Below are 26,350 nucleotides of genomic sequence, written 5' to 3' on the forward strand. Positions count from 1 at the left end.
ATCTCCTTCTTTTCCATTCTTCAGTTCGACCAGCCGCCGTCGATGATGTGGGTTTGTCCGGTAGTGAAAGAGGACTCGTCCGATGCCAGATAGACCACCAGCGCCGCGATTTCCCGCGGCTCGCCCAGCCGGCCCATCGGTTGGCGATCGATGAAGCTTTTCCATACCGCTTCCTGATCGCCGCCCAGCGCGGCGACGCGCATGGAAAGCGAAGGGGTCTTGATGGTTCCAGGGCAGATCGCGTTGCAGCGCACGCCCTGGGTGACGAAGTCGGCGGCAATCGCTTTGCTCAAGCCGATCACCGCCGCCTTGGTGGTGGAATAGGCGAACCGGTTGGGAACGCCCTTGATGCTCGAGGCGACCGAGGACATGTTGATGATGCTTCCCCGGCGCTGAGCCAGCATGCCCGGCAGCACCGCACGGCACAGCGAGTACATGGCGTCCACATTGATCGCGAACGAGCGCCGCCATGCCTCCGGGTCGCAATCGAGGATGCTGCCCTGGTGCACGTATCCGGCGCAGTTGAACAGCACATCGAAAGCGTCCTGCGTGGACACGAACGCATCGATATCCGCCGCACGGGTGACGTCCAGCACCCGCGTTTCGATCGATCCGGACTCCGCAGAAAGCGAGGCCAGGGCCTGCGCGTCGATATCGGTGGCCAGCACCCGCGCCCCTTCACGCGCGCATGCCAGCGCGCTTTCGCGGCCGATGCCGGCGCCGGCTGCAGTGATGAGGCAGCGTTTCCCGTGCAGACGGCCGCTCATCGCGCGACCGCCTGGGGATCGTTGGACAGTCTAGACATCGCTTTTCTCCTGCGGTTCACAAGTACGGTTTCCGCTCCAGGCGATAAAAGCGCTGGGCGTTGTTGGCGAAGACGTCTTCCAGGTGGCCTGCGGCCAGGCGTCCGACCAGCGCTTTGGCCATGTCGAACCAATGCGTGTAGCCGGCAGTGGCGGTCAGCACGGGCCAGTCGCTGCCCCACATGATCCGTTCGGGTCCGAAACTGGCGAACAGATGCGCCACGTAAGGTTCGATATCCGCCGCCGAAGCCGAAGGCCCGGCTTCGGACAGCAAGCCGGACAACTTGCACGACAAGTTCCCTTGGCCGGCCAGGCGAACGATCTGCCGTGCCCAATCGTCGAACCCGCCGCCGGCGATATCGGGTTTCCCAGCGTGGTCGAGTACGGCCCTCAACTGGGGATGACGATCCAACCGCTCCGCAAGCGCCGGCAAGTGCTTGGGCGCCACCAGGGCATCGAACGACAAATCGTTGGCTATCAGCGTATCGAAAGCCGGGTCCAGCGCAGATCTCGACAGCCACCGCTCGTCCGGAATGTCCTGGACCATCGGCCGCAGTCCTTTCAGACGGCCCTGCGCGGCGCGGCAAAGCGCGGCTACTCTCTGCGGCGCGTCTTCGGCTTCGAAGTCGGTCCACCCGACCACACCGGCGATGAAAGGATGCTCGCGCGCCAGTTCAAGGAGATAGTGGGTTTCGGCTTCGGTGGCGGCGGCCTGCACCACCACCACCGACCCGACCCCGCACGCCCCCAAAGTAGCGTTGATGTCGTTCGGCGAGAAATCTCGATACAGCGCGGAAAATTCCGGCGTCAGCCACAGATAGTCGCCGCGCGATAGCCGCCAGAAGTGCAGATGCGAGTCGACAAGCATCATGGCGTCCTCGCCCAGTCCTGCGCCAGTCCTTCGGCGCGGAGCTGTTGCCAGAACTCTGCGGGGACTTCCGCGCGGTACCGCAGCGACGCGCTTATCGCTTCTTCCGCGTTGCGCATTCCGGCCACCACGCTGGCCACTGCCGGATGGGCCAGGGGAAACCGCAAAGCGGCTGCGCCCACGTCCACGCCATGTTCGGCGCATATCGCGTAGATCCGCCGAGCGCGCTGCAGGACTTCCGGCGCCACCGGCGCGTAGTCGTAGGTGCTGCCCGGCGCCCGCGCATCGCCCATCAAGCCTGAGCTGTACGGACCCGCTGCCAGGATGCCGATGTTCCGCGCTTGCGCTTCCTGCATGATCCGCTGCGAGGCGTGCTGTTCCAGCAAGGTGTAGCGGCCGGCCAGCATCACGCAGTCCAACGGGAACAACGGCATAAGTTCGACTGCGATGTCTTCTTCGTTGACGCCGATGCCGATGGCGCCGCACGCGCCGGAGGATTTCAGTTCGGCCATCGCCGGCAACGCCTCGTCCAGCGCCTGCCGCAGCATGACCGGATGGTTGTCGCCATGGGTAAGGCGGCCTATATCGTGCAGCAGCAGGATATCGACACGGTCGGTTCCCAAGCGCCGCAAACTGGACTCGAACGAGCGCATCACGCCATCGCGGCTGTAGTCGAACTCCGCTTTGTAGCCGGCTACGGCGAAGCCTTCCTGGCCGGGTTTGCGGCTCGCATCTTCGTAGATCCGTCGCCCTACCTTGGTGGAAATGCGGACGGTTTCGCGGGGCACGCCCTTGAGTCCCTGCCCCAGGCGGGACTCGCTCAAGCCATAACCGTAGTACGGCGCGGTATCGAAATAGCGGATGCCCTTTTCGAGTGCGGCGCCTATCGCACGCATCGCTTCGTCGTTGGTCACCTCGGTGTACAGATTGCCGATGGGCGCGGCGCCGAAGCCCAGTACAGGCAGCCTGATGCCGGTGGCACCCAGGCGTCGCTCTGCGATGTCGGTGGCTGAAGGCATCGTTCGCTTCATCCCCTGATGAGTCGCGATTGCAGCGGCAAGGGTTGCCGGTTACCGCCCATGGATCTGTGCATGGCGTCCCCTCCCAGGGAGTTGGAACCGTGTAGCTGCGCTTGGACAGATAGCTTGATCTACTCTGCAAACACTATCATTTCATATACGAAGTTTCATCTCATATTTAAACCAAATACTTCAATGCATCAAATACAATAAAAACAATTTTCAATGCATTGATATCTATACATTTACCTTCACAAGCCTGAGTTGATCGTCAGCAGCATGTAACCCGTGGCCATATCCAATGTCCTGCCCTCCAAGACGGCAGGCGTCCGGTTACTGATTGCCCTTGCTGGACGATGGGCGTAACTGCGGCGGCGCGGTCGACCCGCGCACCACCAGTTGCGGCATGAAGCCCTGATTGCGCGTGGTCATCGGGTGATCGGCATAAGCATGATGCCGGCGCAGGCTGGCGATCAGCAGCCGTGCAGCCTGTCTGGCGATTCCGTCGGTGGCCTGCTTGGCGGTGGTCAGCGGCGGCCACGACTGGCGCGAGAACGGGCTGTCCTCGAAGCCGGCGATGGAAAGTTCGTACGGCACGCCGATGCCGGTGGACTTCGCCGCGGCCAGCACGCCGGCCGCGATTTCGTCGTTGCTGCCGAAGATCGCGGTCGGCGGCTCGCGCAGTGCCAGCAGGCATCGCGCCCCACGGAAGCCGTCGTCGAAGGTGTAGTCGCCGGAAACCACCAGGCCGGCGTCGACGGCCATGCCGTAATCCTGCAATGCCTTTTCGTAACCTGCGTAGCGCTCGCCGCTGGAGCGGTGCTGAGGGCCGCCCCACAGGAAACCGATGCGCCGGTGACCGAGCTGGATCAGGTGTTCGGTGATCTCGTAGGCGGCGTTGCGGTCGTCGACATAGACGCACGGCAGGCCGTCGTCCGGGTCTTCGGTCGCGGCGATGATGCGCACCAGTGCGACTCCCCGCGCTGCCAGCGCGTCGACCAGATCCTTGCGTTCGGACATCGGTGCGGTCAGCACCAGGCCGGCCAGACGGGAGCGCTGTACGAAATCGACCAGTTCGTCGGCCAGCGACGGCGACGTTGAGTCAACCGGCTGGATCTGCAGGCCGAAGCCGTTTTCGCGGCAAGCGGCCAGCACGCCCTTCTGCATCGCGATGATGTGGTACGGGTTGGGATTGTCGTAGACCAGACCGATAACGAACGACAGACCATTGCGCAAATTGCGTGCGGACGGATCGGGTTCGTATCCGAGTTCGGCGATCGCCTGCGCTACGCGCGCGCGCGTGGCCGACGCTACCGACGGTTCGTTGTTGATCACCCGGGACACGGTCTTCAGCGACACCTCGGCGCGTTCGGCGACGTCCTTGATGGTGGACCTGCGCATGGTGGCTTGCGTTGTCATGGTTTCCTGGTTCATCCGCTTCGCCTTCCGTTCTGCATCCCGTCTCAGGCCGCCGGCCGGGCTCCGACAAGCGCCCTTTCGGCTGCCCAATTTGCTTGGTGATTCGGCGCATTAGAACGTTCTAAAACCTCAAAATATCAACAAATTTGAGATCAATCCAGGACTTTTCATATATGAACAGGCGTTTCTATCGCTTATCCGACACCATTATCAGAAACCGATGACAGGCCATTGACATCGTTGTTTAGATCGATCCAAACTCGAGCCATAGTCAGGTGCTAGTCGGGCGCCATGACGGAATGCGAGGCATGGGAGATGTGTTCGCAATGATCGATCCACCCACAATGGGTTCACTGGTGAACGGCACGCCGTTCCTCGCCGCAGATGTCGGCGGCACCCATGCGCGCCTGGCCCTTGTGCGCGCCGGAGCCGCCGCCGGCCGGCCGGTCGAAGTGCTGGCGTTCCAGAAATACGATTGCAGCGACCACGCCTCGCTCGTCGACTTCATCTCCGAATTCCTGGCCGCGCATGGCGCCAGCGGAGTGGACCGCGGAGTGGTCGCCAGCGCCGGCTACGCGCTGGACGACGAGACAGTCATCACCACCAACCTGCCGTGGCCGCTGTCGATCCGTGAGACCCGCGAACGCCTCGGCTTCGCCGACCTGCGTCTGGTCAACGACTTCGAAGCCGTGGCCTACGCCGCAGCCACCCTCCCCACCGTGGAGACCACCCACATCACCGGGCCATACGAGGCTTTGGTGCGCGGCCCCGTGCTGGTGCTGGGCCCTGGTACCGGCCTGGGTGCGGCGTTGTGGATTCCCAACGGCGAACGTCCCTTCGTTTTGGCCACCGAGGCCGGGCATGCGGCATTGGCGGCCAACAACGAACTGGAACTGGCGCTGCTGGCGCAACTGTTGAAGCAGCACCGGCACGTGACGATCGAACAGGTGCTGTCCGGCCCCGGCATCCTCAATCTGTACAACGCGCTGGCGGTGCTGCGCGGCGCGAAACCCGTGCTGTCCACGCCGAACCAGATCACCGCGGCGGCGCAGACCGGCGACGACGCGCTTGCGCGCGAAGCTCTGGAAGCTTTCTGCGGCTTCCTGGGCAGCGTGGTCGGCGATATGGCGTTGACCTACGGCGCGCAGGGCGGCATCCGCCTGGCTGGCGGCGTTCTGCCGCAGATCCGCGATTTCCTTTTGCGCAGCGACTTCGTCGCCCGCTACCTCAACAAAGGGCCGATGTGCGCGGCGCTGGAGCGCATTCCCGTGCGCCTGGTCGAGCACGGGCAACTTGGCGTGGTCGGCGCAGCGCACTGGTACCTGCACTAGGAAACGCAAGCTTTCGCAACTGCAACACCACAGACACGGAGGGGGCGCATCAGGCGCCCAGACGGAAATCACGGAGCAACACGGCTCGGCAACTACACAACCACCGCAGCATCCAACAGATCGATCGGGAGAGTGGCATGAATTACCGCAAGTCAGCACTATCGTCAGCCATCGTCGCTTGCATAGCGTTCAGCGCCCACGCGCAGGATGCCGCCAGCCAAGCGCCTAGTTCCAACGAGCAGGCCACGCAGTTGGACACCGTCACCGTTACCGGCTATCGCCTCTCCCTGGAAAAGAGCCAGGCGGTCAAGCGTTCGGCCAATTCCATCGTCGATGCGATCAGCGCCGAAGACATCGGCAAATTCCCCGACACCAACGCCGCCGAATCGCTGTCGCACTTGCCCGGCATCACCGTCGACCGCCAGTTCGGCGAAGGCGAAAAGGTCAGCATCAACGGTACCGACCCGGCGTTGAACCGCGTACTGGTCAACGGCCAGACCATCGCTTCCGGCGATTGGGGCGGCAATCCCACCGACACCAGCGGCCGCACCTTCAATTACACCCTGCTCTCGCCGGAAATCATCGGCCTGATGGAGGTGTACAAGACCCCGGAAGCCCGCATCGACGAAGGCTCGATCGGCGGCACCGTGATCGTGCACACCCGCAAGCCGCTGGACCTGCCCAGCAACACCATCCGCGGTTCGCTCGGCTACAACTACAACGACCGCTCGGAAAAAGGCAATCCACGCGGTTCGGTACTCTGGAGCTGGAAGAACGACGCCGAGGACTTCGGCTTCCTGGTCTCGGGCACGCACGACGAGCAGAGCATTTCCCGCGCCGGTATCGAGTACTGGGGCTACGTCACGGGACTGCCCGCCACCGCCACGATCACCGGCGAAGGCGATCCTGCGGCGGCCAAGCTTCCGGTCGGCATCAGCAGTTCGTACTTCCAGCAGGACCGCAAGCGCGACGGCCTGCAGGCGGCGCTGCAGTGGAAGCCCAATGAGCGCAACGAGTTCAACCTGACCGGCCTCTACGTCAAGGGCAAGTACGACAACTTCAGCCAGGCGCGCTACGTCTGCCCGGCCTGCAGCCTGAGCCAGATCACCAGCGCCACCATCGAGGACGGTTACGTGGTGGCGGCCGACGTCGACGGCGACGCTTACGCGCAGCACGATTTCAACCTGCGCAAGAGCCAGGTGGAGACCAACAGCCTGAACCTGCGCCACGATTACTATGGCGACAACTGGGTGTTCACTACCCAGGGCGGCACCACCAGCGCCAAGGGCGGCAAGGATCCGGAGTACCTGATGAAGACGCTGCTGCTCAGCGGCGGCTTCGACTTCGAATACGACGCCAATCACACCATCGTCAATTACGACAACAACGATGCGTCCAACTGGGGCCTGGCGCCCGGCCAGCAGTACGGCGGCCAGTACTACGAGACCAGCCGCGACAAGGAGCGCTACTTCCAGTTCGACGCCGAGCGCAACGTGGAATGGGGCCCGATCAACAAGGTCCAGATGGGCTACAAGTACACCAACCACGACAACAGCGTTTCTTCGCGCGGAAATGCGGTGGACGTGGTCTCGGCATTGAACCTGACCGAGATTCTCGGCGGCATGGCGCCGAGCGGCCTCTACGACGGACTCGGGGCGAGCGGAGATTTGACGAGTTGGCCGACGGCCGACCTGGGCGCGGCCATCGCCTACTTCAATACGCTGACGCCGCGCGGCCCGTACAACTACAACTACGGTCCTTCGTTCGCGGTCAAGGAGATCACCAACGCCTTCTACGCGCAGGCGAACTTCGAGTCGGGCAAGTGGCGCGGCAACCTGGGCGTGCGCTACGTGGATACTTCGGACAAGTCGCTGTACTGGGTCAGCAACGGCTCGGGCGGCTACGATCGGGCGCTGGCGAACCGCAGCTACTACAAGCCGCTGCCCAGCTTCAATCTGGCCTACGAAATCAATGACGACATGGTGGCGCGCTTCTCAGCGGCCAAGGTGATGGCCCGCCCACGCTACGGCCAACTGGCGGGAACGTTGGATCTCGACGACACGAACTTCACCGGCGGTGGCGGCAACGTCGACCTGAAGCCCTACGAGGCCAACAACTACGACCTGGCGTTCGAGTGGTACTTCGCCCCGAGCAGCATGCTGGCGGCCGAAGTGTTCCGTCGCGACATCAGCAACTATGTCGTGACCAACACCACCGAGCAGCAACTGACCAATCCGATCTCCGGCGTGTCCGGCGTCTATTCCATCAGCCGTCCGATCAATGTCGCCGATGCCACGGCCACCGGCGTTGCGCTGATCTACCAGCACGCGTTCGACAATGGTTTCGGCATCAACGCGAACTACACGTATACCGACACCAGCACCAGCACCGATCTGTTCCTTCCCTATGTCTCGAAGAATGCCTACACGCTGACGCCGTATTTCGAGAAAGGTCCGTTCAGCGTGCGCGTGAACTACAGCTACCGCTCGGAATACTTCAACCAGATCGGGCGCCAGCAGTCCACCGTGTTCGCCGATGCGTACAAGCAGCTCGACCTGATCGCCGGCTACGAGATCAACGACATGTTCGGCGTCACCTTCAGCGCCACCAACCTGCTTGACGAAACCTACTACTGGTACGACACCCAGAAGCGCACCCCGCTCGGCGTGTACAAGAGCGGACGTAACTACCAGCTGGCCTTCAACGTCAAGTTCTGATGCGGTACGGGCGGCGCCATCGTTCCCTCCACGATGGCGCCGCTCTTTTTTTGGGGCGCTACCAGCTCCGCGACTTTCCATGAGTGCCGGTTCCCATGAAGCCCGATAGCCAGCTGCCACACAGCGGCCCATTCCGACGCCTCGTTTGCACTGCCGCTCGCACTTATCCCCTTTCCATCGCCGACGCCTGTTGCGCAAGACCGATGTCGGCATGCATGGTTGTCGTGAGGCCCACTTCGACAGAAACCATGAAGAAGGCGACCGAATGACCACGATACCCACCCGTTCCGCACGCATCGGTACAACGGTGCGCGTATTCGTCTTGTTATTGGCCGTCGGCATGTTGCTGCTTGGTTGCAGCGGGCGCACGGCTCCGGCGCCTGTCGCGGCACGCGCCGGAGTGCTGCCGTTGATCCCCGCGCCCGCCCAGGTCCAACGCGGCGATGGCAGTTTCGAAATCACTGGCGGAACCGTCGTCTCTGTCGCACAGGGCGATGCTCCCGCACGCGATGCGGCAAACCATCTGGTCCGACTGCTGCGAGATACGCGCGGCTTGGACCTTCCCGTACGCGAGGAATCCACACCCTCCCCCGCCAGCATTCGCCTGCAGCTGGATACCAAGTCGCCGGTAGCCCAGGCCGAGGGATACGCGCTGGACGTCGATGCGCAGGGCTTGCGCATCAGCGCACGCGACGCCGCTGGCCTGTTCTATGGTGCGATCAGCGCATGGCAACTGGCGAGCGCCGACGCCGGTCGCGGCCCCATCGAGATCCCGGCGGTGAGGATCAGAGATTGGCCGCGCTTCGGCTGGCGCGGCCAGTTGCTGGACGTGGCCCGCCACTTCCACGACGTGGACACGGTCAAGCGCATGATCGACGCGATGGCCCAGCACAAACTCAATGTGCTGCATCTGCATCTGACCGACGACCAGGGCTGGCGCATCGAGATAAAGCGCTATCCCAAACTCACCGAGATCGGCGCATGGCGCACGCCGCCGGGCGCGGGCCGCCACGGCACGCCGCAGCGCTACGGCGGCTATTACACGCAGGAACAGATCCGCGACCTGGTCGCCTATGCCGCCGCGCGCCACATCACCATCCTGCCCGAAATCGACATGCCCGGCCACGCGCAGGCGGCGGTGGCGGCTTATCCGGAAGAAGTCGGCGTGACCGGCGAACATCCGTCGGTTTCGGTGGATTGGGGCGTCAATCCTTATCTTTTCGACACCGACGAACGCAGCATGAAGTTCATCGAGGGCGTGCTCGACGAAGTGTTGGAACTGTTTCCCTCGCCTTTCATCCACATCGGCGGCGACGAAGCGGTCAAGGACCAGTGGGAAGCGTCGCCAGCGGTCCGCGCGCAAATGCGAAAACTGGGAGTGAAGGACGCGCACGCGATGCAGGGCTGGTTCAATGCGCAACTCGCCAAGTACCTGACCGGCAAGGGCCGGCGCCTGATCGGTTGGGACGAGATCCTGGAAGGCGGCCTCCCGGAAAGCGCCTCGGTGATGTCCTGGCGCGGCGTGGAAGGCGCCGTGGCCGCCGCCAAGCTAGGCCACGACGTGGTGCTGGCCCCTGCCGGCTGGATGTATCTGGACAACCTGCAGACCGAGCGCAGCGACGAGCCCAACGGCCGCCTGGCGGTGCTGCCGCTGTCGCGCGTCTACGAACTGGATCCGGTGCCGCCGGGACTGACTGCCGCCCAGGCCCGGCATGTGCTGGGCGCGCAGGGCGCGTTGTGGAGCGAATACATTCCCTCGCGCCGCCATGTCGAACACGCGCTGTTCCCGCGCATGGCGGCGGTGGCCGAAGTGGCCTGGTCGCCGATGGCCGCACGCGACTGGAACGGCTTCCTCTCACGCTTGCCGGCGCAGCTGCAGCGCTACCGTGCGCTGGGTATCGGTTACAGCGACGGCGCCTTCGCCGCCGATATCAAGATCGACGGCGGCCTCGACACGGTATCGAACGGCGGGCAGGCCAGGATCGCGCTGGGCAACCAGACCGGCTTCGGCCAGATCCGCTACACCATCGATGGCAGCGAGCCTACGCAGGAATCCCCGCGCTACAGCGCGCCCTTCGCGGCGACGCTGCCGGTTACGGTGAAAGCCGCGGTGTTCACCGAGGACGGCAGGCCGCTGGCCGCCGCGCGTAGCCGGCGCTTCGACCGCGAAACGCTGTTGAGCGTCGATACCCAGGGCCTGCGCAACTGCCACGATGGAGGTCCGCTGGGCCTGCGCGTACCGCTGCTGCCGGACATGCCGGGCATGGACACGCCGGTCTACAACGTGGACCTGTTCTACGCTTGCTGGACCTATCCGCAGGCGCGGCTGGACGGTATTGCGGGAATCCGCGTCGACGCCGCACGGCTGGCGCGCAACTATGGCTTGGCGCACGATCAGTCCAAGGTGCATCAGTATCCTTCGAGTGCGCCGCAGGGCGGGCGTGCTCATGGCGAACTCGAAGTGCTGGACGGTTGCGGCGGCAAGACGCTGGCGAAAATGGCGTTGCCGGCCGGAGCTGCCCTGGGCGAACAGTTCACGCTGGAAGCGCCGTTGCCGCCGCAAAAGGGCGTTCACGAGCTGTGCCTGCGCTTCACCGCATCCATCACGGGTCCGTTGTATGCGATAGGAGCGGTTCAGCTGATCGAGGCCACCGCGCAGTCGCCACCCGCCATGCATTGAAAGGAGCTCCGCATGTTCCCGCTACACCACCGTTTTCGCCGGCCGCATTGGGTCGCGCTGCTGTGCCTGGCCCTGGCAACGCCGGCTTGGGCCGCGCCGCCCACCTCGTTGAATCTCGACGAAGGTTGGCAGGTCCGGCTGCTGCCGGGACAGGCACAGGCGAAGGAGCATCCGAAAGCGGCGGCGTGGTTGCCGGCGCGTGTGCCGGGCACCGTGCAGACCGACCTGATGGCTGCCGAGTTGGTGCCCGATCCGTTCATGGGCGACAACGAAGGAGCGATCCAATGGGTCGGCCTGAGCGACTGGCAGTACCGCAGCCGTTTCAAGGTCGATGCGGCGACCCTGGCGCGCGGACATGTCGAACTGGTGTTCGACGGACTGGACACGCTGGCCGAAGTACGGCTCAACGGCAAGCCTGTGCTGGATGCGGACAACATGTTCCGGCGCTGGCGGGTGGATGCCAAACCGCTGCTCAAGCGCGGCGAGAACGTGCTTGAAGTGACCCTGCGCTCGCCGATCAAGAAGATCCAGCCCTGGCTGGCGCAACAGCCGTATGCCCTGCCCGGCGGCTACGACTCGGCCTTCGGCGACGAACCGAAGGCGCGGCTCAGTTCCACTTACGTGCGCAAGGCGCCCTACCATTTCGGCTGGGACTGGGGACCGCGCATCGTCACCGCCGGCATCTGGAAGAACGTGCGCCTGGAAGCCTGGGACGCGATGCGTGTGGAAAGCATGCACATCGCCCAGCAACGGGTCGACGCACGGGCGGCGCAGCTCGAGGCGCAAATTGAGCTGGAGGCCGGCGCCAGCGGGCCGGTGCAGGTCGTGCTGGAAGTGCGCGGCCCGGATGGCGCCACGGTAACGCGGATCGAACGCGATGCGGTGGCCGATCCCGGCAGCAACCGCATCGATCTGCCGCTGCGCATCACCGATCCGAAGCGCTGGTTCCCGTTCGGCTACGGCGCCCAGGATCGCTACATCTTTTCCGCGACGCTGCGCGACGCCAGTGGCGACCAGCATGCTATCCAGCGCACCACCGGCCTGCGCACCGTCGAGCTGCGCCGCCAGAAGGACCAGTGGGGCAAGAGCATGGAATTCGTGGTCAACGGCATTCCGGTCTTCGCCAAGGGCGCCAACCTGATTCCGCTGGACAGCTTCCCTACCCGCGTCGATGAGGCGCGCATGCGTCGCACCCTGCTCGACGCGCGCGAAGCCAACATGAATATGCTGCGCATGTGGGGCGGCGGCCACTACCAGGAAGACCGTTTCTACGAAATGGCCGACGAACTGGGCGTAATGATCTGGCAGGACTTCATGTTCGGCGGCGCGATTCCTCCCTACGACGTGGAATTCCGCGAGAACACCCGGCAGGAGGCGATCGAACAAGTCAAACGACTGCGCGACCATCCCAGCATCGTGATGTGGTGCGGCAACAACGAGGTGCAGACCGGCTGGGACCACTGGGGCGACCGGGTCAAGTTCAAGCAATCGATCGATCCCGAGGAACGCAGCCGCATCGAGCGCGGCATGACCACGCTGTTCGGTACGGTGTTCCGCGAAGTTGTCGCCGTGCACGATCCGGACGTGCCGTACTGGGCGACTTCACCCGGTACCGATTTCGATGGTGCCGCGGACGTAAGCGACGACGGCGACATGCACTACTGGCAGGTCTGGGGCGGCGAAGCCAAACCGGCCGAGGCCTACCTGGACGTCGAAACCCGCTTCCTGTCCGAGTACGGCCTCCAATCGTTCCCTGACATGCGCACTATCCGCGCCTTCGCCGGCAAGCAGGACATGGATCCGGAATCGCCGGTGATGCGCGCGCACCAGAAGTTCGACAGCGGCAACGGCAACCAGCGCCTGCTTCTTTACATCCGCCGCGAGTTCGGCGAGCCGAAGGATTTCGAAAGTTTCGTCTACCTGAGCCAGCTGATGCAGGCCGAGGGCATCGGCCTGGCCGCCTCGCACCTGCGCGCATCGCGTCCGCGGACTATGGGTTCGCTGTACTGGCAACTCAACGATGTGTGGCCGGGCGCATCGTGGTCCAGCGTGGACTACTACGGACGCTGGAAAGCGCTGAACTACCACGCCCGCCGCTTCTACGCGCCGGAGCTGACTGCCGCGCTGCGCAAGGACGGCAAGACGACGCTTTCTCTGATTTCCGACCGCACCGCACCGCTCGCCGCACGCTGGCGGCTGCGCGTAATGGATTTCGACGGCAAGGAACTGAGCCGACGCGAGAAGACAGCGACGCTGCCGCCACTGAGCAGCACCCGCATTGGCCAGTTCAGCGATGCGCAACTGCTCGGCCGCGCCGATCGCAAACGGAGCTTTGCGGTGTTCGAACTGCTCGACGGCGAGCGCGTACTGTCGCGCCAACTGGTGTTCTTCGATGCCGCCAAGCATCTCGCGCTGCCTGCCGTACAGGTCCGCAGCGATTGGAAGGCCGATGGCGATGGCTTCGCGCTGACCTTGTCCAGCGACGCGTTGGCGCGCGATGTCTGGCTGTCGTTCGGCGATCTCGACGCGCATGTCTCGGATAACGCTTTCGATTTGCTGCCGGGCGAACCGCTGACGGTGCGTGTGCATGGCCAGGCAACGTTGGAGCAACTGCGTACGGCGTTGCAGGTGCGCGAACTGGGCGGCACGCTGGCCGGCGCTCCGGCTGAACCTAAAGAGGCGAAATGATGAGTAATTCGTCATCCCCGCGCAGGCGGGGACCCAGCGACTTTGGGTCCGGGAAGAACAAAAGGCACTGGATCCCCGCCTGCGCAGGGATGACGATGCTGGCTGCCTTGCTTGCCATCGCATCCGCTCCCCTCCGCGCCGACGAAGCCGAGGACCGCGCGGCCGCACTGGTGGCGAAGATGACCCGCGAGGAGAAGATCGCCCAGACGATGAACGCCGCTCCAGCGATTCCACGTTTGCAGGTGCCGGCTTATGAATGGTGGAACGAGGGTTTGCATGGTGTCGCCCGCAGCGGCCATGCCACGGTGTTTCCGCAGGCGATCGGGCTGGCGGCGACTTGGAATACCGGTCTGCTCGAACAGGTCGGCACCGCGACCTCCACCGAGGCGCGCGCCAAGTTCAATCTGGCCGGCGGTCCGGGCAGCGACCACAAGCGTTACCAAGGCCTGACCATCTGGTCGCCGAACATCAACATCTTCCGCGACCCGCGCTGGGGCCGCGGCATGGAAACCTATGGCGAAGATCCCTACCTCACCGGGCAACTCGCTATCGGTTTCATCCGCGGCCTGCAGGGCGACGACCCGCAGCACCCGCGCACGATCGCCACCCCCAAGCACCTGGCCGTGCACAGCGGCCCGGAACCGGGCCGCCACGGCTTCGATGTCGATGTCTCGCCGCGCGATCTGGAAGCCACGTATCTGCCCGCATTCCGCGCTGCGCTGGTAGAAGGCGGCGCCGGTGCGGTGATGTGCGCCTACAACTCGCTGCACGGCACACCGGCCTGCGCCGCCGACTGGCTGCTCGATGGCCGCTTGCGCAAGGATTGGGGCTTCAAGGGTTTCGTGGTGTCCGACTGCGATGCGCTATACGACATGACCTGGTTCCACTACTTTCGCGCCGACGAAGCCGGCTCGGCCGCTGCTGCGTTGAAGGCCGGGCACGATCTCAACTGCGGCAATACCTATCGCACGCTGGGCCAGGCGCTGGATCGCGGCGAAGCCGACGAAGCGCAGCTGGACCAGTCGCTGGTGCGCCTGTTCGCCGCACGCTACCGCTTGGGCGAATTGGAACGACCGCGACGGGATCCTTACGCACGGCTGGGCGCCGACGATATCGACACGCCAGCCAACCGCAAGTTGGCGCTCGAGGCGGCGCAGCAATCATTGGTGCTGCTGAAGAACCGGAACGCGACGCTGCCGTTGAAGCCGGAAACCCGGCTGGCGGTGATCGGCCCCAATGCCGATGCCCTCGCCGCGTTGGAGGCCAACTATCAAGGCACTTCGGTCGATCCGGTGACGCCTTTGCTGGGCCTGCGGCAGCGCTTCGGCAACCGGCGCGTGAGCTACGCGCAAGGCGCGCCGCTGTCGGCCGGAGTGCCGGTGATGGTCCCGGAAACCGCACTGCGCAACGGCGCGCAAACGGGCCTGAAGGGCGAGTACTTCGACAATCCGGATCTGGCCGGCACTCCACGCCTGATCCGTCAGGATCGCGTGGTCAGCTTCAACTGGGATCAGGTGGCGCCTGCGCCTGGTGTGGACAAGGATCGCTATTCGGTGCGCTGGACCGGCGAACTGCTGCCGCCCGGTCCCGGCGACTACACCTTGGCGGTGCGCGTGGCGCGCTGCTTCGCTTGCACCCGCCACGACCCGGTGCGCCTGTACGTGGACGACAAGCTGGTGATCGCCGGCAACGCCGAAGACAAGCGCGTCGCCACCGGCATGCACAACGCCGATGGCCGGAACGTTGAAGCGCAACTGCACTTCGAAGACGCACAGCCGCGGCGCATCCGCCTGGAGATCGAACACCAGGGCGAGGATCAAGGGCTGCGCCTGGAGTGGCTGGCACCTGCGGACGCGCAACTGGCCGAAGCCGAACGCGCCGTGGCGCAGGCCGACGCGGTGGTGGCCTTCGTCGGCCTGTCGCCGGATGTGGAGGGCGAAGAGCTGAAGGTCGATGTGCTCGGCTTCGACGGCGGCGACCGCAACGCGATCGGTCTTCCGGCGGTGCAGCAGACATTGCTCGAACGCGCCAAGGCCGGCGGCAAGCCGCTGATCGCGGTATTGATGAGCGGCAGTGCGGTGGCGTTGAACTGGGCGCAACAACACGCCGATGCGATTCTCGCCGCATGGTATCCCGGCCAGTCCGGCGGCACCGCCATCGCGCAGGCGCTGGCCGGCGATTCCAATCCCGGCGGCCGGTTGCCGGTGACCTTCTACCGCTCGACCAAGGATCTGCCGGCCTATGTCAGCTACGACATGAAGGGCCGCACGTACCGCTATTTCACCGGCACGCCGCTATACCCCTTCGGCCACGGCCTGAGCTACACCACCTTCGCCTACGACGCGCCTCGGCTGTCGACGCCGACACTGAAGGCTGGCGAGCCGCTGCGCGCAAGCGTGCGGGTGCGAAACAGCGGCGAGCGTACTGGCGACGAGGTGGTGCAGGTCTATCTCGAGCGTGTCCATTCGGAGCCGCAACAACGGCTTCAATCGCCGATCCGCAGCCTGGCCGGTTTCGAACGGGTGACGCTGCAACCTGGCGAGTCGCGCGAAGTGAGCTTCGAACTGGACGCGCGCGCGCTCAGCGAGGTCGACCGCGCTGGCCAGCGCGCAGTCGAGGCCGGCGACTACCGCGTATTCGTCGGCGGTGGCCAGCCCGGCACCGGCGCGCCGGGTGGTGGTGCGACGTTCTCTATCCAGGGCCGGATGCCGTTACCCAAGTGAACGGCATCCCCTTGTAGAGCCGAGCTTGCTCGGCTGGGGCCTTCCCGGCAACGGCAACGGCAGCCGAGCAAGCTCGGCTCTACAAAAAAGCGCAAGCGCACAGCAACACGACAAGGAGATTCCGATATGCCCAGCCGCCGCGACATCCTGCAGTTCCTCGGCGCTGGTGCCGGCGCCAGCCTGCTCCTTGGCGCGCTGCCCGCTTTGGCCGCCGCTACGCAGGCTGCGAAGGGCGGCGCGTTCGCCAGCCTGCGGCCGCCGAAGGGCGAACGCCGCTTCGTCAGTGCTGCGGTAGAACGTCAACTGACGCGGATCAAGGCGCGGATAGGCGATCCCGAACTGGCCTGGCTGTTCGAGAACTGCTATCCGAACACGCTCGACACCACTGTGCAGACCGGCACCCGCGACGGCAAGCCGGATACCTTCGTCATCACCGGCGATATCGAAGCGATGTGGCTGCGCGATTCTTCCGCGCAGGTCCATCCCTACGTTCCGCTGGCGAAACAGGACCCGGCATTGCGCCGGATGCTGCATGGTCTGATCCGACGCCAGTCGCACTGCATTCGGCTGGACCCCTACGCCAACGCCTTCCTGCCAGACGGCACGACCCAACGCCTGAAGTGGTCGGTGAACGATCTCACCGAGATGAAGCCCGGGGTGGGAGAACGCAAATGGGAAGTCGATTCGCTGTGCTATCCGATCCGGTTGGCGCACGAATACTGGCGCGCCACCGGCGACACCGCGCCGTTCGACGATGGCTGGCGCGAGGCGATGCGTGTCGTGTTGCGCACGTTCCGCGAGCAGCAGCGCCTGCATGACCATGGACCCTACACTTTTCAGCGGCCCTCCTCGCTTGCGACCGAGACGCTGGTGCTGGGAGGCTATGGCCAGCCGACCCGTCCCAACGGCATGATCCATTCGATGTTCCGGCCGTCCGACGACGCCTGCGTGTATCCGCTGTTCGTGCCGGCCAATCTGTTCGCGGTAACGGTGTTGCGGCAGCTGGCGCAGATGAGCCAGACCATCCACCACGACCGTGAGTTCGCTTCCGATTGCAACGCGCTTGCCGATGAAGTGGAAAAGGCGACGCGCCAGCACGGCATGATGCGCGACGCCGACGGCCAGTCATTCTGGGCCTACGAGGTGGACGGATACGGCAACCAGTTGTTCATCGACGACGCCAACGCACCCGGCCTGTTGAGCTTGGCCTATCTGGGCTGTTGCGAGCGCGACGATCCGGTGTTCCGGCGATCTCGCCAGCTGGCCTGGAGCGAACGCAATCCCTACTTCTACCGCGGCCGCGCCGCCGAGGGCGTCGGCAGTCCGCACAGCGGCCTGCGCACGATCTGGCCGATGGCGATCATCCAGTACGCGCTGGCCAGCGACGACGATGCGCAGATCCGCCAGTGCCTGCACTGGCTCAAGACCACCCATGCCGGTACCGGTTTCATGCACGAGGCCTTCGATCAGGACGATCCGGCGAAATTCACCCGCGATTGGTTCGCGTGGGCCAACACCCTGTTCGGAGAACTGATCCTCGATCTGGCGCGACGCAAGCCGCATCTGCTGAGCGGCTGACGCGAAGTCTTGTAGAGCCGAGCTTGCTCGGCTGCTTTTTGCGACAGCCTTCCAAAGCAGCCGAGCAAGCTCGGCTCTACAAATCTACGGAACACATCCAATGCATCACGGAGAACACCCAATGACAACTCGACGCGGATTCCTGCAGAGCGCCATCGCACTGGCCTTGTTCGGCGGCAGCGGGTTGTCCGGCTATGCGTTCGCCCGCGCCGGCCACTATGCGCTGCCTGCCGACGCCCGCGTGCAGGCGGACCTGACCCGCCACGTCGATGTCTTCATCGGCAGCGGCGGCCACGGCCACACCTTTCCGGGCGCCACGCTGCCGTTCGGCATGGTGCAGCTCAGCCCGGACACCTACAACGCGGGCTGGGATGCGTGCAGCGGCTATCACGAGTCCGACGGCTCGATCATGGGCTTCTCGCATACCCATCTGTCCGGCACCGGCATCGGCGACATGCTCGACTTCCTGGTCGTGCCACGAACCGGCGAGGTCAGACTGCAACCCGGTGCGCTGGACGCGCCGGAAACCGGCTACCGCTCGCGCTACGACCACGCCGACGAAGCCGCCTCCCCTGGCTACTACCGGGTGCTGTTGAAGGACACCGGCATCCATGCCGAACTGACCGCCACCGCGCGCGCCGGCCTGCATCGCTATCACTTCCCCAAGGGCCGGGCCGGCCACTTGCTGCTCGATCTGTCGCACGGCTTCCAGGACAACGCCTCCACTCCGACGCGGATTACCGATGCGCAGTTGCGCATCGTCGACGAAAGCACCGTCACTGGCGGCCGTCGCGTCCATCAATGGGCGAAGGGCCGCTACCTCTTCTTCGCGATGCGGCTGTCGCGCCCGTTCGCGCGGGCGCGCTTGTACAGCGATGATCAGCCGCTGGTTGAAGAGGCGCGCCAGGCCGATGGCACGCGGCTGAAGGCCGCCCTGCACTTCCCCGACGCCGACGCTGCGCCGCTGCTGGTCAAGGTCGGTATCTCCGCGGTCAGCGCCGAGAACGCGTTGGCGAACCTCGATGCCGAAGTGGCGGATTTCGATTTCGCCCGCGTGCACGCCGAGGCGATCGCTGCCTGGGAGAAGGAACTGGCGCGCGTGCGCATCGATACCGGCGACGATGCGCAGCGGCGCATCTTCTACACCGGCCTGTACCACTCACTGCTCGCGCCGACGTTGTTCAGCGATGTGGATGGGCGTTACCGCGGCATGGATCTGCAGGTGCACACGCTGCCCGAGGGCTACCGCAACTACAGCACCTACTCGCTGTGGGACACCTACCGCGCACTGCATCCGCTGCTGACCCTGGTGCAGCCCGAGCGCGTTCCCGATCTGATCCAGGGCCTGGTGCGCGGCGCGGCGGAATGCCCGGACGGCGTCGGCATCTGGCCGTTGCAAGGCGTGGAAACCGGCACCATGATCGGCTACCACTCGGCGGTGGCGCTGGCCGAAGCGCATGCCAAGGGTTTCGATGGCATCGACTACGCCGCGGCCTGGCCGTTGTTCCGCAAGCGCGCGATGGACGACGACTTCCATGGCCTGCCCTACTACCGCCGGCTCGGCTACATCCCCAGCGACAGGATCAGCGAAGCGGCCAGCCGCACCCTGGAATACGCCTACGACGATTGGGCATGCGCGCACTTGGCGCGCGCGGCCGGCGCCGAGGACGACTACCGCGCCCTCGTGGCCCGCTCGCGCAACTACAGCAATCTGTTCAACCGCGACAGCGGCTTCATCCAGCCGCGATTGGAGGACGGCAGCTGGGCCGCACCGTTCGACCCGCGCGCGCTTGGCCACATGGAGCGTTGGCACGACTTCACCGAATCCAACGCCTGGCAGGCCACTTTCCTCAACCAGCACGACCTGTACGGTTATATGGAACAGTTCGGCGGCCGCGACGGCTTCGTGCGCAAGCTCGACGAACTGTTCAGCACAAGCTCCGAACTGCCGGCCGGCGCCCCGCCGGACATCGACGGCATGGTCGGCCAGTACGCGCACGGCAACGAGCCCAGTCACCACGTCGCCTATCTCTACCCTTACGCCGGGCAACCGTGGAAGACCCAGGCCATGGTGCGCCGGTTGCTGCACGAACAATACCGCGGCGCGCGCGATGGCCTGTCCGGCAACGAAGACTGCGGGCAGATGAGCGCCTGGTTCGTACTCAGCGCGCTGGGCTTCTACCCGGTAGATCCGGTCAGCGGCAATTACGTGATCGGTAGTCCCCTGTTCCGCCACGCCGAACTGGATGTCGGCGGCGGCCGCGTCCTGCGCATCGTCGCTCGCCGCAACAGCGCGAAAAACATCTACGTGCAACGCCTGCGCTGGAACGGAAAACCGTATACGCGCAGCTGGCTGCGCCACGCCGATCTGGCCGCGGGCGGCACTTTGGAATTCGAGATGGGGCCTGAGCCCAATCGGGATTTCGGCAGCCATCCGGAAGACCTGCCGCCGTCGTTTGTTTGAAGCTGGGAATCGGGAATCGGGAATCGGGAATCGCCAGAGCATTGGCTTCTCCCTTCTCCCAGAAGGGGAAAAGGCCCCGGGCGAACAATCCATCATCAATGGAACACATTAAAGAGACCTCCATGCTGCGCAATCTCCTCGCATCGCTTGCCATGACGCTCGCACTTACGGCGCCAGTCGCAGGCATGGCCGCAGACGCTTGGCCTGTATTCTCGACCGAGGCCGCCCACTTCACCCGCGATGGCAAGCCTTACCAGATCGTCTCCGGCGCGATCCATTTCCAACGCATCCCGCGCGAGTACTGGAAAGACCGTTTGCAGAAGGCTCGCGCGCTCGGCCTGAACACGGTGGAGACCTACGTATTCTGGAACCTGGTGGAACCGCGGCGCGGCGCGTTCGACTTCAACGGCGACAACGATATCGCCGCCTTCGTTAGCGAGGCCGCTGCGCAAGGTCTGAACGTGATCCTGCGCCCCGGCCCCTACGCCTGCGCCGAATGGGAGGCCGGCGGCTATCCGGCCTGGCTGTTCGCCGAGCCTGGCATGCGCGTACGCAGCCGCGATCCGCGTTTCCTGGCTGCCAGCGCTGCGTACCTGGAAGCCGTGGCCGATCAAGTGCGCCCGCTGCTGAACGGCAACGGCGGCCCGATCATCGCGGTGCAGGTCGAGAACGAATACGGCTCCTACGACGACGACCACGCCTACATGCGGGCCAACCGCGACTTGTTCGTGCAGGCCGGCTTCGACAAGGCGTTGCTGTTCACTTCCGACGGCGCCGACATGCTCGCCAACGGCACGCTGCCCGGTACGCTGGCTGTGGTGAATTTCGCCCCCGGCGAAGCCAGGAGCGCATTCGGGAAACTGGAGAAGTTCCAGCCCGGCCGGCCGCGCATGGTCGGCGAATACTGGGCGGGCTGGTTCGACCATTGGGGCAAACCGCACGCCAGTACCAATGCGAAGCAACAGGCGAAGGAACTGGAATGGATGTTGCGGCAGGGCCATTCGGTGAATCTGTACATGTTCGTCGGCGGCACCAGCTTCGGCTTCATGAACGGCGCCAACTTCCAAGGCAACTCCAGCGACCACTACGCGCCGCAGACCACCAGCTACGACTACGACGCAGCCCTGGACGAGGCCGGACGGCCAACGCCGAAGTTCGCGCTGTTCCGCAACGCCATTGCACGCGCGACCGGGGTGCAGCCGCCTCCGTTGCCGGCACCGGTACGCTTGGCCGACTTGCCGCAGACCGAGCTGCGCGAATCGGCTTCGCTGTGGGACAACCTGCCCGAACCGGTCGCCAGCGAAACTCCGTTGCCGATGGAAGCCTATGGCCAGGACTACGGGTACATCCTCTATCGCACCACCGTAGTCGGTCCACGCAAAGGCGATCTGTATCTGGGCGAAGTGCGCGATTACGCACGCGTCTACCTCGACCGCAAGCCGGTCGGCGACGTCGAGCGCCGCTTGCAGCAAGTGTCGGTGGCGCTGGACGTACCGGCCGGAGAACACACTCTGGATGTGCTGGTGGAGAACAGCGGACGCATCAACTACGGCCCGCGCATGGCCGATGGCCGCGCTGGACTGGTCGATCCGGTGCTGCTGGGCGGCGAACGGCTATTGGGCTGGCAGGTGTTCCCGCTGCCGATGCGGTCGCCCGACACCCTGCGCGGTTGGACCATGGCCAAGGTGGAAGGTCCGGCGTTCCACCGCGGCGCCTTGCGCATTGCCGCGCCTGCCGACGTATGGCTGGACATGGGCGCGTTCGGCAAGGGCTTCACCTGGGCCAACGGCCGCAATCTGGGCCGCCACTGGAACATCGGCCCGCAGCGCACGTTGTATTTCCCTGCTCCGTGGCAACGGCAAGGCGACAATCAGGTGATGGTGTTCGATCTGGATGGCACCGACGCCGCCCGTGTTCGCGGCGTGTCTGAGCCCTTGTGGAGCAGCCGCGGACATGACTGAGACCGACATGACCGATATCCGATACGCGCCCTCTGCGTCGGCGGCATCATCTCCACACGATCGCACTTTCCCAATCACCGTTGCCCGCGCGAGCCGGCAAAGGTGGTTCCGTCGCCTGCGAGGTATTCCGATGTCCTGCTCCTTCCGTTCGCCGATCCGCCGACTGGCCGCCATCGGCCTGTCCCTCTTGGCCCTGCCGCTTGCCGCCGCGCAGAACTTTTCCGAAGTGCGGCCGTCGCCACAGCAGGTGGCCTGGCAGGATCTGGAATTCGGCGTGATCGTCCACTTCAATCCCAACACCTGGCTGGACCAGGAATGGGGCGACGGCACCGCCAGTCCATCGGTGTTCAATCCCGACCAGGTCGATCCCGGGCAATGGGCACGGGCGGCCAAAGCGGCTGGTGCGAAGTATCTGATTCTGGTCGCCAAGCACCATGACGGTTTCGCGCTCTGGCCAACCGGGCAAAGCAAGTACTCGGTCAAGAGCAGTCCCTGGCTGGGAGGCAAAGGCGATCTCGTCGGAATGACCAGCGAAGCGGTCCGCAAGGAAGGCATGGGCTTCGGCATCTACCTGTCGCCCTGGGACCGGCACGAACCCAAATACGCCGACGCCAAGGCCTACGACAAATTCTATGCGGCGCAGTTGGTGGAACTGGCGCTTCACTACGGACCGATCACCGAATGGTGGCTGGACGGCGCCGGCAGCGCCGGCCATGTCTACGACTTCGACAAATACATCGAGGAACTGCGCACCTACCAGCCGAACGCGATGGTGTTCGCCGACACGGCGCTGTTCGAGTACGGCGACATCCGCTGGGTCGGCAACGAAGACGGATTCATCGTGGGCGAAAACTGGAACGTGATAGACCGTCACGGCTTCCTGCGCTGGCGGCCGGTGGAAGTGGATACGCCGCTGCATCGCTTCCAGTGGTTCTGGCATCCCAACAGCGATCAGACTCTCAAGAGCGTGGACGAGCTGGTGGAGATCTGGGAGAAGAGCGTGGGCCTGGGCGGACAGCTGGTGCTGGGTATCGCTCCGGATACCCGCGGCCTGCTGCCGGACGCCGACGTGCAGCGGCTACGCGAGCTGGGTGAAGCGATCCAGGCGTTGTACGGACCAGCCAAGAACCTGGTAGCTGGCAATCTGAAAAGCGCAGGTGCCGCCACTGCGGCTGTCGATGGCGACCGCGACACCTTCTGGAGCGCGCCGGAAGGCTCGCACCATGCGACTCTGGAACTGAACTTCAAGCAGCCGGTGACGTTCGACAGCGCCCTGAGCATGGAATGGATCAATGCTGGCCAGCGCGTGCAGAAATACGCGGTAGAGGCGTGGCAGGACGGTAGATGGGTACGGCTGGCGCAGGCGCAGGCGATCGGGCGTATGAAGATCGATCGTTTCGCTCCGGTCACCGCCTCGCGCGTACGCCTGAACATCCTGTCCAGTTCCGATCCGGTGCGCATCCGCGAATTCCAACTGTTCGACACCGACAGAGGCGCCGCCGGGAAACAGTGAGCGCACCACGAAACCTCTCCATGCATCTTCAACGCAGCAACGCTCTCGCCTTTCTGTTGCTTATCGCTACAGCCCTGACATCGTGCGGTACCCAGCCCGTGCCTTCGCCCTCGCCAATCGTGCTGGAGGAATTCATCGCCACGCAGCCACCAACGCCGCAAAGCCATGCTTCCACCCTGGTCGAAACCCGCGACGGCACCCTGCTCGCCGCCTGGTTCGGTGGCGAGCACGAAGGTGCGGCCGATGTGGGCATATGGCTGGCCCGCAGAGGCGCCGATGGCTGGTTGCCGCCGCAACGCGTGGCTGACGGCGCACAGGACAACGGCCATCCGCAGCCGGCGTGGAATCCGGTGCTGTTCCAGCCTGCGCAGGGTCCCTTGCAGCTGTACTACAAGGCCGGCCCGAACCCGCGGCAATGGTGGGGAATGCTCGCGGTTTCCTCCGACGGCGGCGCGCATTGGTCGGCGCCCGGACGCTTGCCCGATGGCATCCTCGGCCCGATAAAGAACAAGCCGCTGCAGTTGCCCAGCGGCCGCATCCTCGCCCCGGGCAGCAGCGAGGACGAGGCCGGCGGTTGGCGCGCGCACATCGAAACCAGCGACGACAACGGGCTGCATTGGCGGCGTGGCGGCGCGCTCAACGATCCGGCGCGTATCGGCGCCATCCAGCCCAGCCTGCTGCGTTACCGCAACGGCCGTCTGCAGGCGCTGGGTCGCAGCAAGCAGAACCGTGTGTTCAGCGTCTTCTCCGATGACGCAGGCGACACCTGGGGGCCGATGACCTTGCTGGATATCGAAAACCCCAACTCCGGCACCGATGCGGCGATGCTGCGCGACGGCCGCGCGTTGCTGGTCTACAACCCGGCCCGCGCGGGCAAGGAATGGTGGGACGGCCGCGGCGTGCTGGCGGTGGCGCTGTCCGACGACGGCGTGCATTGGCGACGCGCGCTGACGCTGGAGAACGGCACCAGGGAGGAGTTTTCCTATCCGGCGGTCATCCAGACCCGCGACGGATTGGTGCATGTCGTCTACACCTGGAAACGCCGGCGCATCAAACACGTGGTGCTCGATCCGCAGTTGCTGCCGTCTCCAACGCAGGGGGCGGATCATGGGTAGCGCCCGTCACGATGTGCTTGCGCGACGATCTGTGACGAAGGCCCACAAATCGCCGCTGGCGCACTCGCAGCGGTCCGCGAACCACGCCTATGCTTGGATCGCCAAAGCGCAGCCACGCACGCCCGATTCCGATCCATGGCGTACGCCCGGCAGGCAGCTGGCGCGCAAATGCGGCAGACAGGAGGATACGACTTGCAGGCATGTCCGGTTTCCCGCAGGATACGAGAGTTGGATCGATCTAAATCGAATGGGTGACGCCTTGGAAAAACCGCGCAGGATCGCCCCGAACGACATCGTGCGTCCGTACTGCCGGCCGAATGAGAGAACACCCTGCATGCACTCGACGCCCAGGTCCTGCGACCGGCAATCAGCGGCCGCCGATCGATGAGCGTCGCCAACGACACCATCCTCTGCTTCGGCGAGGCGCTGATCGACTTCCTCGCCAGCGAACCCGCCGAGGGCCAAGCCCGCACGTTCCGTCAGTTCGCCGGCGGCGCCCCGGCCAACGCCGCGGTCGCTGTGGCGAAATTGGGCGGCCGGTGCGAATTCGTCGGCATGCTCGGCCATGACATGTTCGGCGACTTCCTGCTGCACAGTCTGCGCGAAGCCGGCGCCGGGGTACGTTACGTACGCCGCACCGCCGCGGCCAAGACCGCACTGGCCTTCGTCTCGCTGGACGCCCACGGCGAACGCAGCTTCAGCTTCTACCGCCCGCCCGCCGCCGACTTGCTGTTCCGCGACGCGGATTTCGACGACAGTTGCTTCGCCGCCGCCGGCATCTTCCATGTCTGCAGCAACAGCCTGACCGATACCGACATCGCCGCGGTCACACTGTCGGGCATGGCCCGCGCGCGCGCCGCGGGGGCGCTGGTCAGCCTGGACCTCAATCTGCGCCCCGCCCTGTGGCCGGATGCGGCGCCGGCGCTGCCGGTGCTGTGGCGCGCGCTCGAAGCCGCCGACATGGTCAAGCTGGCGCGCGAGGAGTTCGAGTACCTGAAGGAAGGCCGCCATGGCGACGACTTCATGATCGCCCGCCTGCTGCGTACCGCGCGCCTGGTGCTGGTCACCGACGGCGCTGCGCCGATGCGCTGGTTCGTGCGCGGAGGCAGCGGCGAACTGTCCACGTTCGAAGTCAAGGCGGTCGACACCACCGCCGCTGGCGATGCCTTCATCGGCGGCCTGCTGTCGCAGTTCCAGCGCGAGGGCATCGACACGGGCGCGTTCGACGCATTCCTTTCCCAGCCGGCGGAACTCGAGCGCTGCCTGCGTTACGCCTCGGCCTGCGGCGCGCTGGCCGTGACCCGGCATGGCGCCTTCGCCGCGCTGCCAACGCACGCGGAAGCTATCGCCCTGCTGGATGCTTCGGCTGCGGTGGAAGCCTGAGAATGGAATCGGCCATGCCGCCGCCTGCGTCCGGCGACGCATCAGCGCGGCAGGCCGTCGCCGGGTCCGCTACACGCAGTGCGTCGCA

General features: G+C 65.0%; 15 protein-coding genes. 11 read left to right on the top strand and 4 right to left on the bottom strand.

All coding sequences use genetic code 11. The features are described 5' to 3' along the window. Window positions 1-20: 20 nt before the first annotated feature. From CSC73_RS02130 to CSC73_RS02145, 4 genes are all read right to left on the bottom strand, one after another. Complete coding sequence (locus tag CSC73_RS02130; protein WP_163838818.1) at window positions 21-767, bottom strand: SDR family oxidoreductase; 747 nt, start codon at window positions 765-767, stop codon at window positions 21-23. 55 nt (window positions 768-822) lie between these two features. Continuing rightward, window positions 823-1,674 carry an amidohydrolase family protein gene (locus tag CSC73_RS02135; protein ID WP_163838819.1) on the bottom strand — a complete coding sequence of 284 codons (852 nt, stop codon included), beginning with the start codon at window positions 1,672-1,674 and terminating at the stop codon, window positions 823-825. Continuing rightward, window positions 1,671-2,690 carry an aldo/keto reductase gene (locus CSC73_RS02140; RefSeq protein ID WP_163838820.1) on the bottom strand — a complete coding sequence of 340 codons (1,020 nt, stop codon included), beginning with the start codon at window positions 2,688-2,690 and terminating at the stop codon, window positions 1,671-1,673. Before CSC73_RS02140 ends, CSC73_RS02135 begins: the two co-directional genes overlap by 4 nt. 333 nt (window positions 2,691-3,023) lie before the next feature. Continuing rightward, complete coding sequence (locus CSC73_RS02145) at window positions 3,024-4,091, bottom strand: LacI family DNA-binding transcriptional regulator (protein WP_163839064.1); 1,068 nt, start codon at window positions 4,089-4,091, stop codon at window positions 3,024-3,026. A 344-nt stretch (window positions 4,092-4,435) separates the two neighbouring features. Between CSC73_RS02145 and glk the strand changes: the two genes are divergently transcribed. The 11 genes from glk to CSC73_RS02200 all read left to right on the top strand — a co-directional run bounded on the left by glk (window position 4,436) and on the right by CSC73_RS02200 (window position 26,262). Further along, the gene (glk, locus tag CSC73_RS02150) at window positions 4,436-5,440 is read left to right on the top strand and encodes a glucokinase (RefSeq protein ID WP_246197284.1); all 1,005 of its coding nucleotides are present in this window, start codon (window positions 4,436-4,438) and stop codon (window positions 5,438-5,440) included. Between the two features lie 137 nt (window positions 5,441-5,577). Beyond that, window positions 5,578-8,157, top strand: coding sequence for a TonB-dependent receptor (locus tag CSC73_RS02155; protein WP_163838821.1), 2,580 nt, complete (start codon window positions 5,578-5,580; stop codon window positions 8,155-8,157). A 265-nt stretch (window positions 8,158-8,422) separates the two neighbouring features. Further along, the gene (locus CSC73_RS02160) at window positions 8,423-10,837 is read left to right on the top strand and encodes a beta-N-acetylhexosaminidase (protein WP_163838822.1); all 2,415 of its coding nucleotides are present in this window, start codon (window positions 8,423-8,425) and stop codon (window positions 10,835-10,837) included. 12 nt (window positions 10,838-10,849) lie between these two features. Next, the gene (locus CSC73_RS02165) at window positions 10,850-13,525 is read left to right on the top strand and encodes a beta-mannosidase (protein WP_163838823.1); all 2,676 of its coding nucleotides are present in this window, start codon (window positions 10,850-10,852) and stop codon (window positions 13,523-13,525) included. An 89-nt stretch (window positions 13,526-13,614) separates the two neighbouring features. Further along, window positions 13,615-16,248 carry a glycoside hydrolase family 3 C-terminal domain-containing protein gene (locus tag CSC73_RS02170; RefSeq protein ID WP_163838824.1) on the top strand — a complete coding sequence of 878 codons (2,634 nt, stop codon included), beginning with the start codon at window positions 13,615-13,617 and terminating at the stop codon, window positions 16,246-16,248. Window positions 16,249-16,374: 126 nt separating this feature from the next. Beyond that, window positions 16,375-17,826: a glycoside hydrolase family 125 protein gene (locus CSC73_RS02175; protein WP_163838825.1), complete on the top strand. Its 1,452-nt coding sequence runs from the start codon at window positions 16,375-16,377 to the stop codon at window positions 17,824-17,826. A 121-nt stretch (window positions 17,827-17,947) separates the two neighbouring features. Continuing rightward, window positions 17,948-20,290, top strand: coding sequence for a GH92 family glycosyl hydrolase (locus tag CSC73_RS02180; protein WP_163838826.1), 2,343 nt, complete (start codon window positions 17,948-17,950; stop codon window positions 20,288-20,290). A gap of 122 nt (window positions 20,291-20,412) precedes the next feature. Beyond that, window positions 20,413-22,251, top strand: a complete 1,839-nt coding sequence (locus tag CSC73_RS02185) for a glycoside hydrolase family 35 protein (protein WP_163838827.1) — start codon at window positions 20,413-20,415, stop codon at window positions 22,249-22,251. Between the two features lie 130 nt (window positions 22,252-22,381). Next, window positions 22,382-23,764 carry an alpha-L-fucosidase gene (locus CSC73_RS02190; protein WP_163838828.1) on the top strand — a complete coding sequence of 461 codons (1,383 nt, stop codon included), beginning with the start codon at window positions 22,382-22,384 and terminating at the stop codon, window positions 23,762-23,764. A gap of 20 nt (window positions 23,765-23,784) precedes the next feature. Continuing rightward, window positions 23,785-24,879 carry a sialidase family protein gene (locus CSC73_RS02195; protein ID WP_163838829.1) on the top strand — a complete coding sequence of 365 codons (1,095 nt, stop codon included), beginning with the start codon at window positions 23,785-23,787 and terminating at the stop codon, window positions 24,877-24,879. Window positions 24,880-25,263: 384 nt separating this feature from the next. Continuing rightward, entirely contained in the window at window positions 25,264-26,262 is a 999-nt protein-coding gene (locus tag CSC73_RS02200) for a carbohydrate kinase family protein (RefSeq protein ID WP_163838830.1), read from the top strand. Window positions 26,263-26,350: the final 88 nt, after the last annotated feature.

The sequence above is a fragment of the Pseudoxanthomonas sacheonensis genome (assembly GCF_010093305.1).
Classification (GTDB): domain Bacteria; phylum Pseudomonadota; class Gammaproteobacteria; order Xanthomonadales; family Xanthomonadaceae; genus Pseudoxanthomonas_A; species Pseudoxanthomonas_A sacheonensis.

What these genes read in the sequence shown, in the direction of transcription:
- CSC73_RS02130 (WP_163838818.1), bottom strand. Translation starts at nt 767, where the DNA reads ATGAGCGGCCGTCTGCACGGGAAACGCTGCCTCATCACTGCAGCCGGC.
- CSC73_RS02135 (WP_163838819.1), bottom strand. Translation starts at nt 1,674, where the DNA reads ATGATGCTTGTCGACTCGCATCTGCACTTCTGGCGGCTATCGCGCGGC.
- CSC73_RS02140 (WP_163838820.1), bottom strand. Translation starts at nt 2,690, where the DNA reads ATGCCTTCAGCCACCGACATCGCAGAGCGACGCCTGGGTGCCACCGGC.
- CSC73_RS02145 (WP_163839064.1), bottom strand. Translation starts at nt 4,091, where the DNA reads ATGCGCAGGTCCACCATCAAGGACGTCGCCGAACGCGCCGAGGTGTCG.
- glk (WP_246197284.1), top strand. Translation starts at nt 4,436, where the DNA reads ATGATCGATCCACCCACAATGGGTTCACTGGTGAACGGCACGCCGTTC.
- CSC73_RS02155 (WP_163838821.1), top strand. Translation starts at nt 5,578, where the DNA reads ATGAATTACCGCAAGTCAGCACTATCGTCAGCCATCGTCGCTTGCATA.
- CSC73_RS02160 (WP_163838822.1), top strand. Translation starts at nt 8,423, where the DNA reads ATGACCACGATACCCACCCGTTCCGCACGCATCGGTACAACGGTGCGC.
- CSC73_RS02165 (WP_163838823.1), top strand. Translation starts at nt 10,850, where the DNA reads ATGTTCCCGCTACACCACCGTTTTCGCCGGCCGCATTGGGTCGCGCTG.
- CSC73_RS02170 (WP_163838824.1), top strand. Translation starts at nt 13,615, where the DNA reads ATGACGATGCTGGCTGCCTTGCTTGCCATCGCATCCGCTCCCCTCCGC.
- CSC73_RS02175 (WP_163838825.1), top strand. Translation starts at nt 16,375, where the DNA reads ATGCCCAGCCGCCGCGACATCCTGCAGTTCCTCGGCGCTGGTGCCGGC.
- CSC73_RS02180 (WP_163838826.1), top strand. Translation starts at nt 17,948, where the DNA reads ATGACAACTCGACGCGGATTCCTGCAGAGCGCCATCGCACTGGCCTTG.
- CSC73_RS02185 (WP_163838827.1), top strand. Translation starts at nt 20,413, where the DNA reads ATGCTGCGCAATCTCCTCGCATCGCTTGCCATGACGCTCGCACTTACG.
- CSC73_RS02190 (WP_163838828.1), top strand. Translation starts at nt 22,382, where the DNA reads ATGTCCTGCTCCTTCCGTTCGCCGATCCGCCGACTGGCCGCCATCGGC.
- CSC73_RS02195 (WP_163838829.1), top strand. Translation starts at nt 23,785, where the DNA reads ATGCATCTTCAACGCAGCAACGCTCTCGCCTTTCTGTTGCTTATCGCT.
- CSC73_RS02200 (WP_163838830.1), top strand. Translation starts at nt 25,264, where the DNA reads ATGAGCGTCGCCAACGACACCATCCTCTGCTTCGGCGAGGCGCTGATC.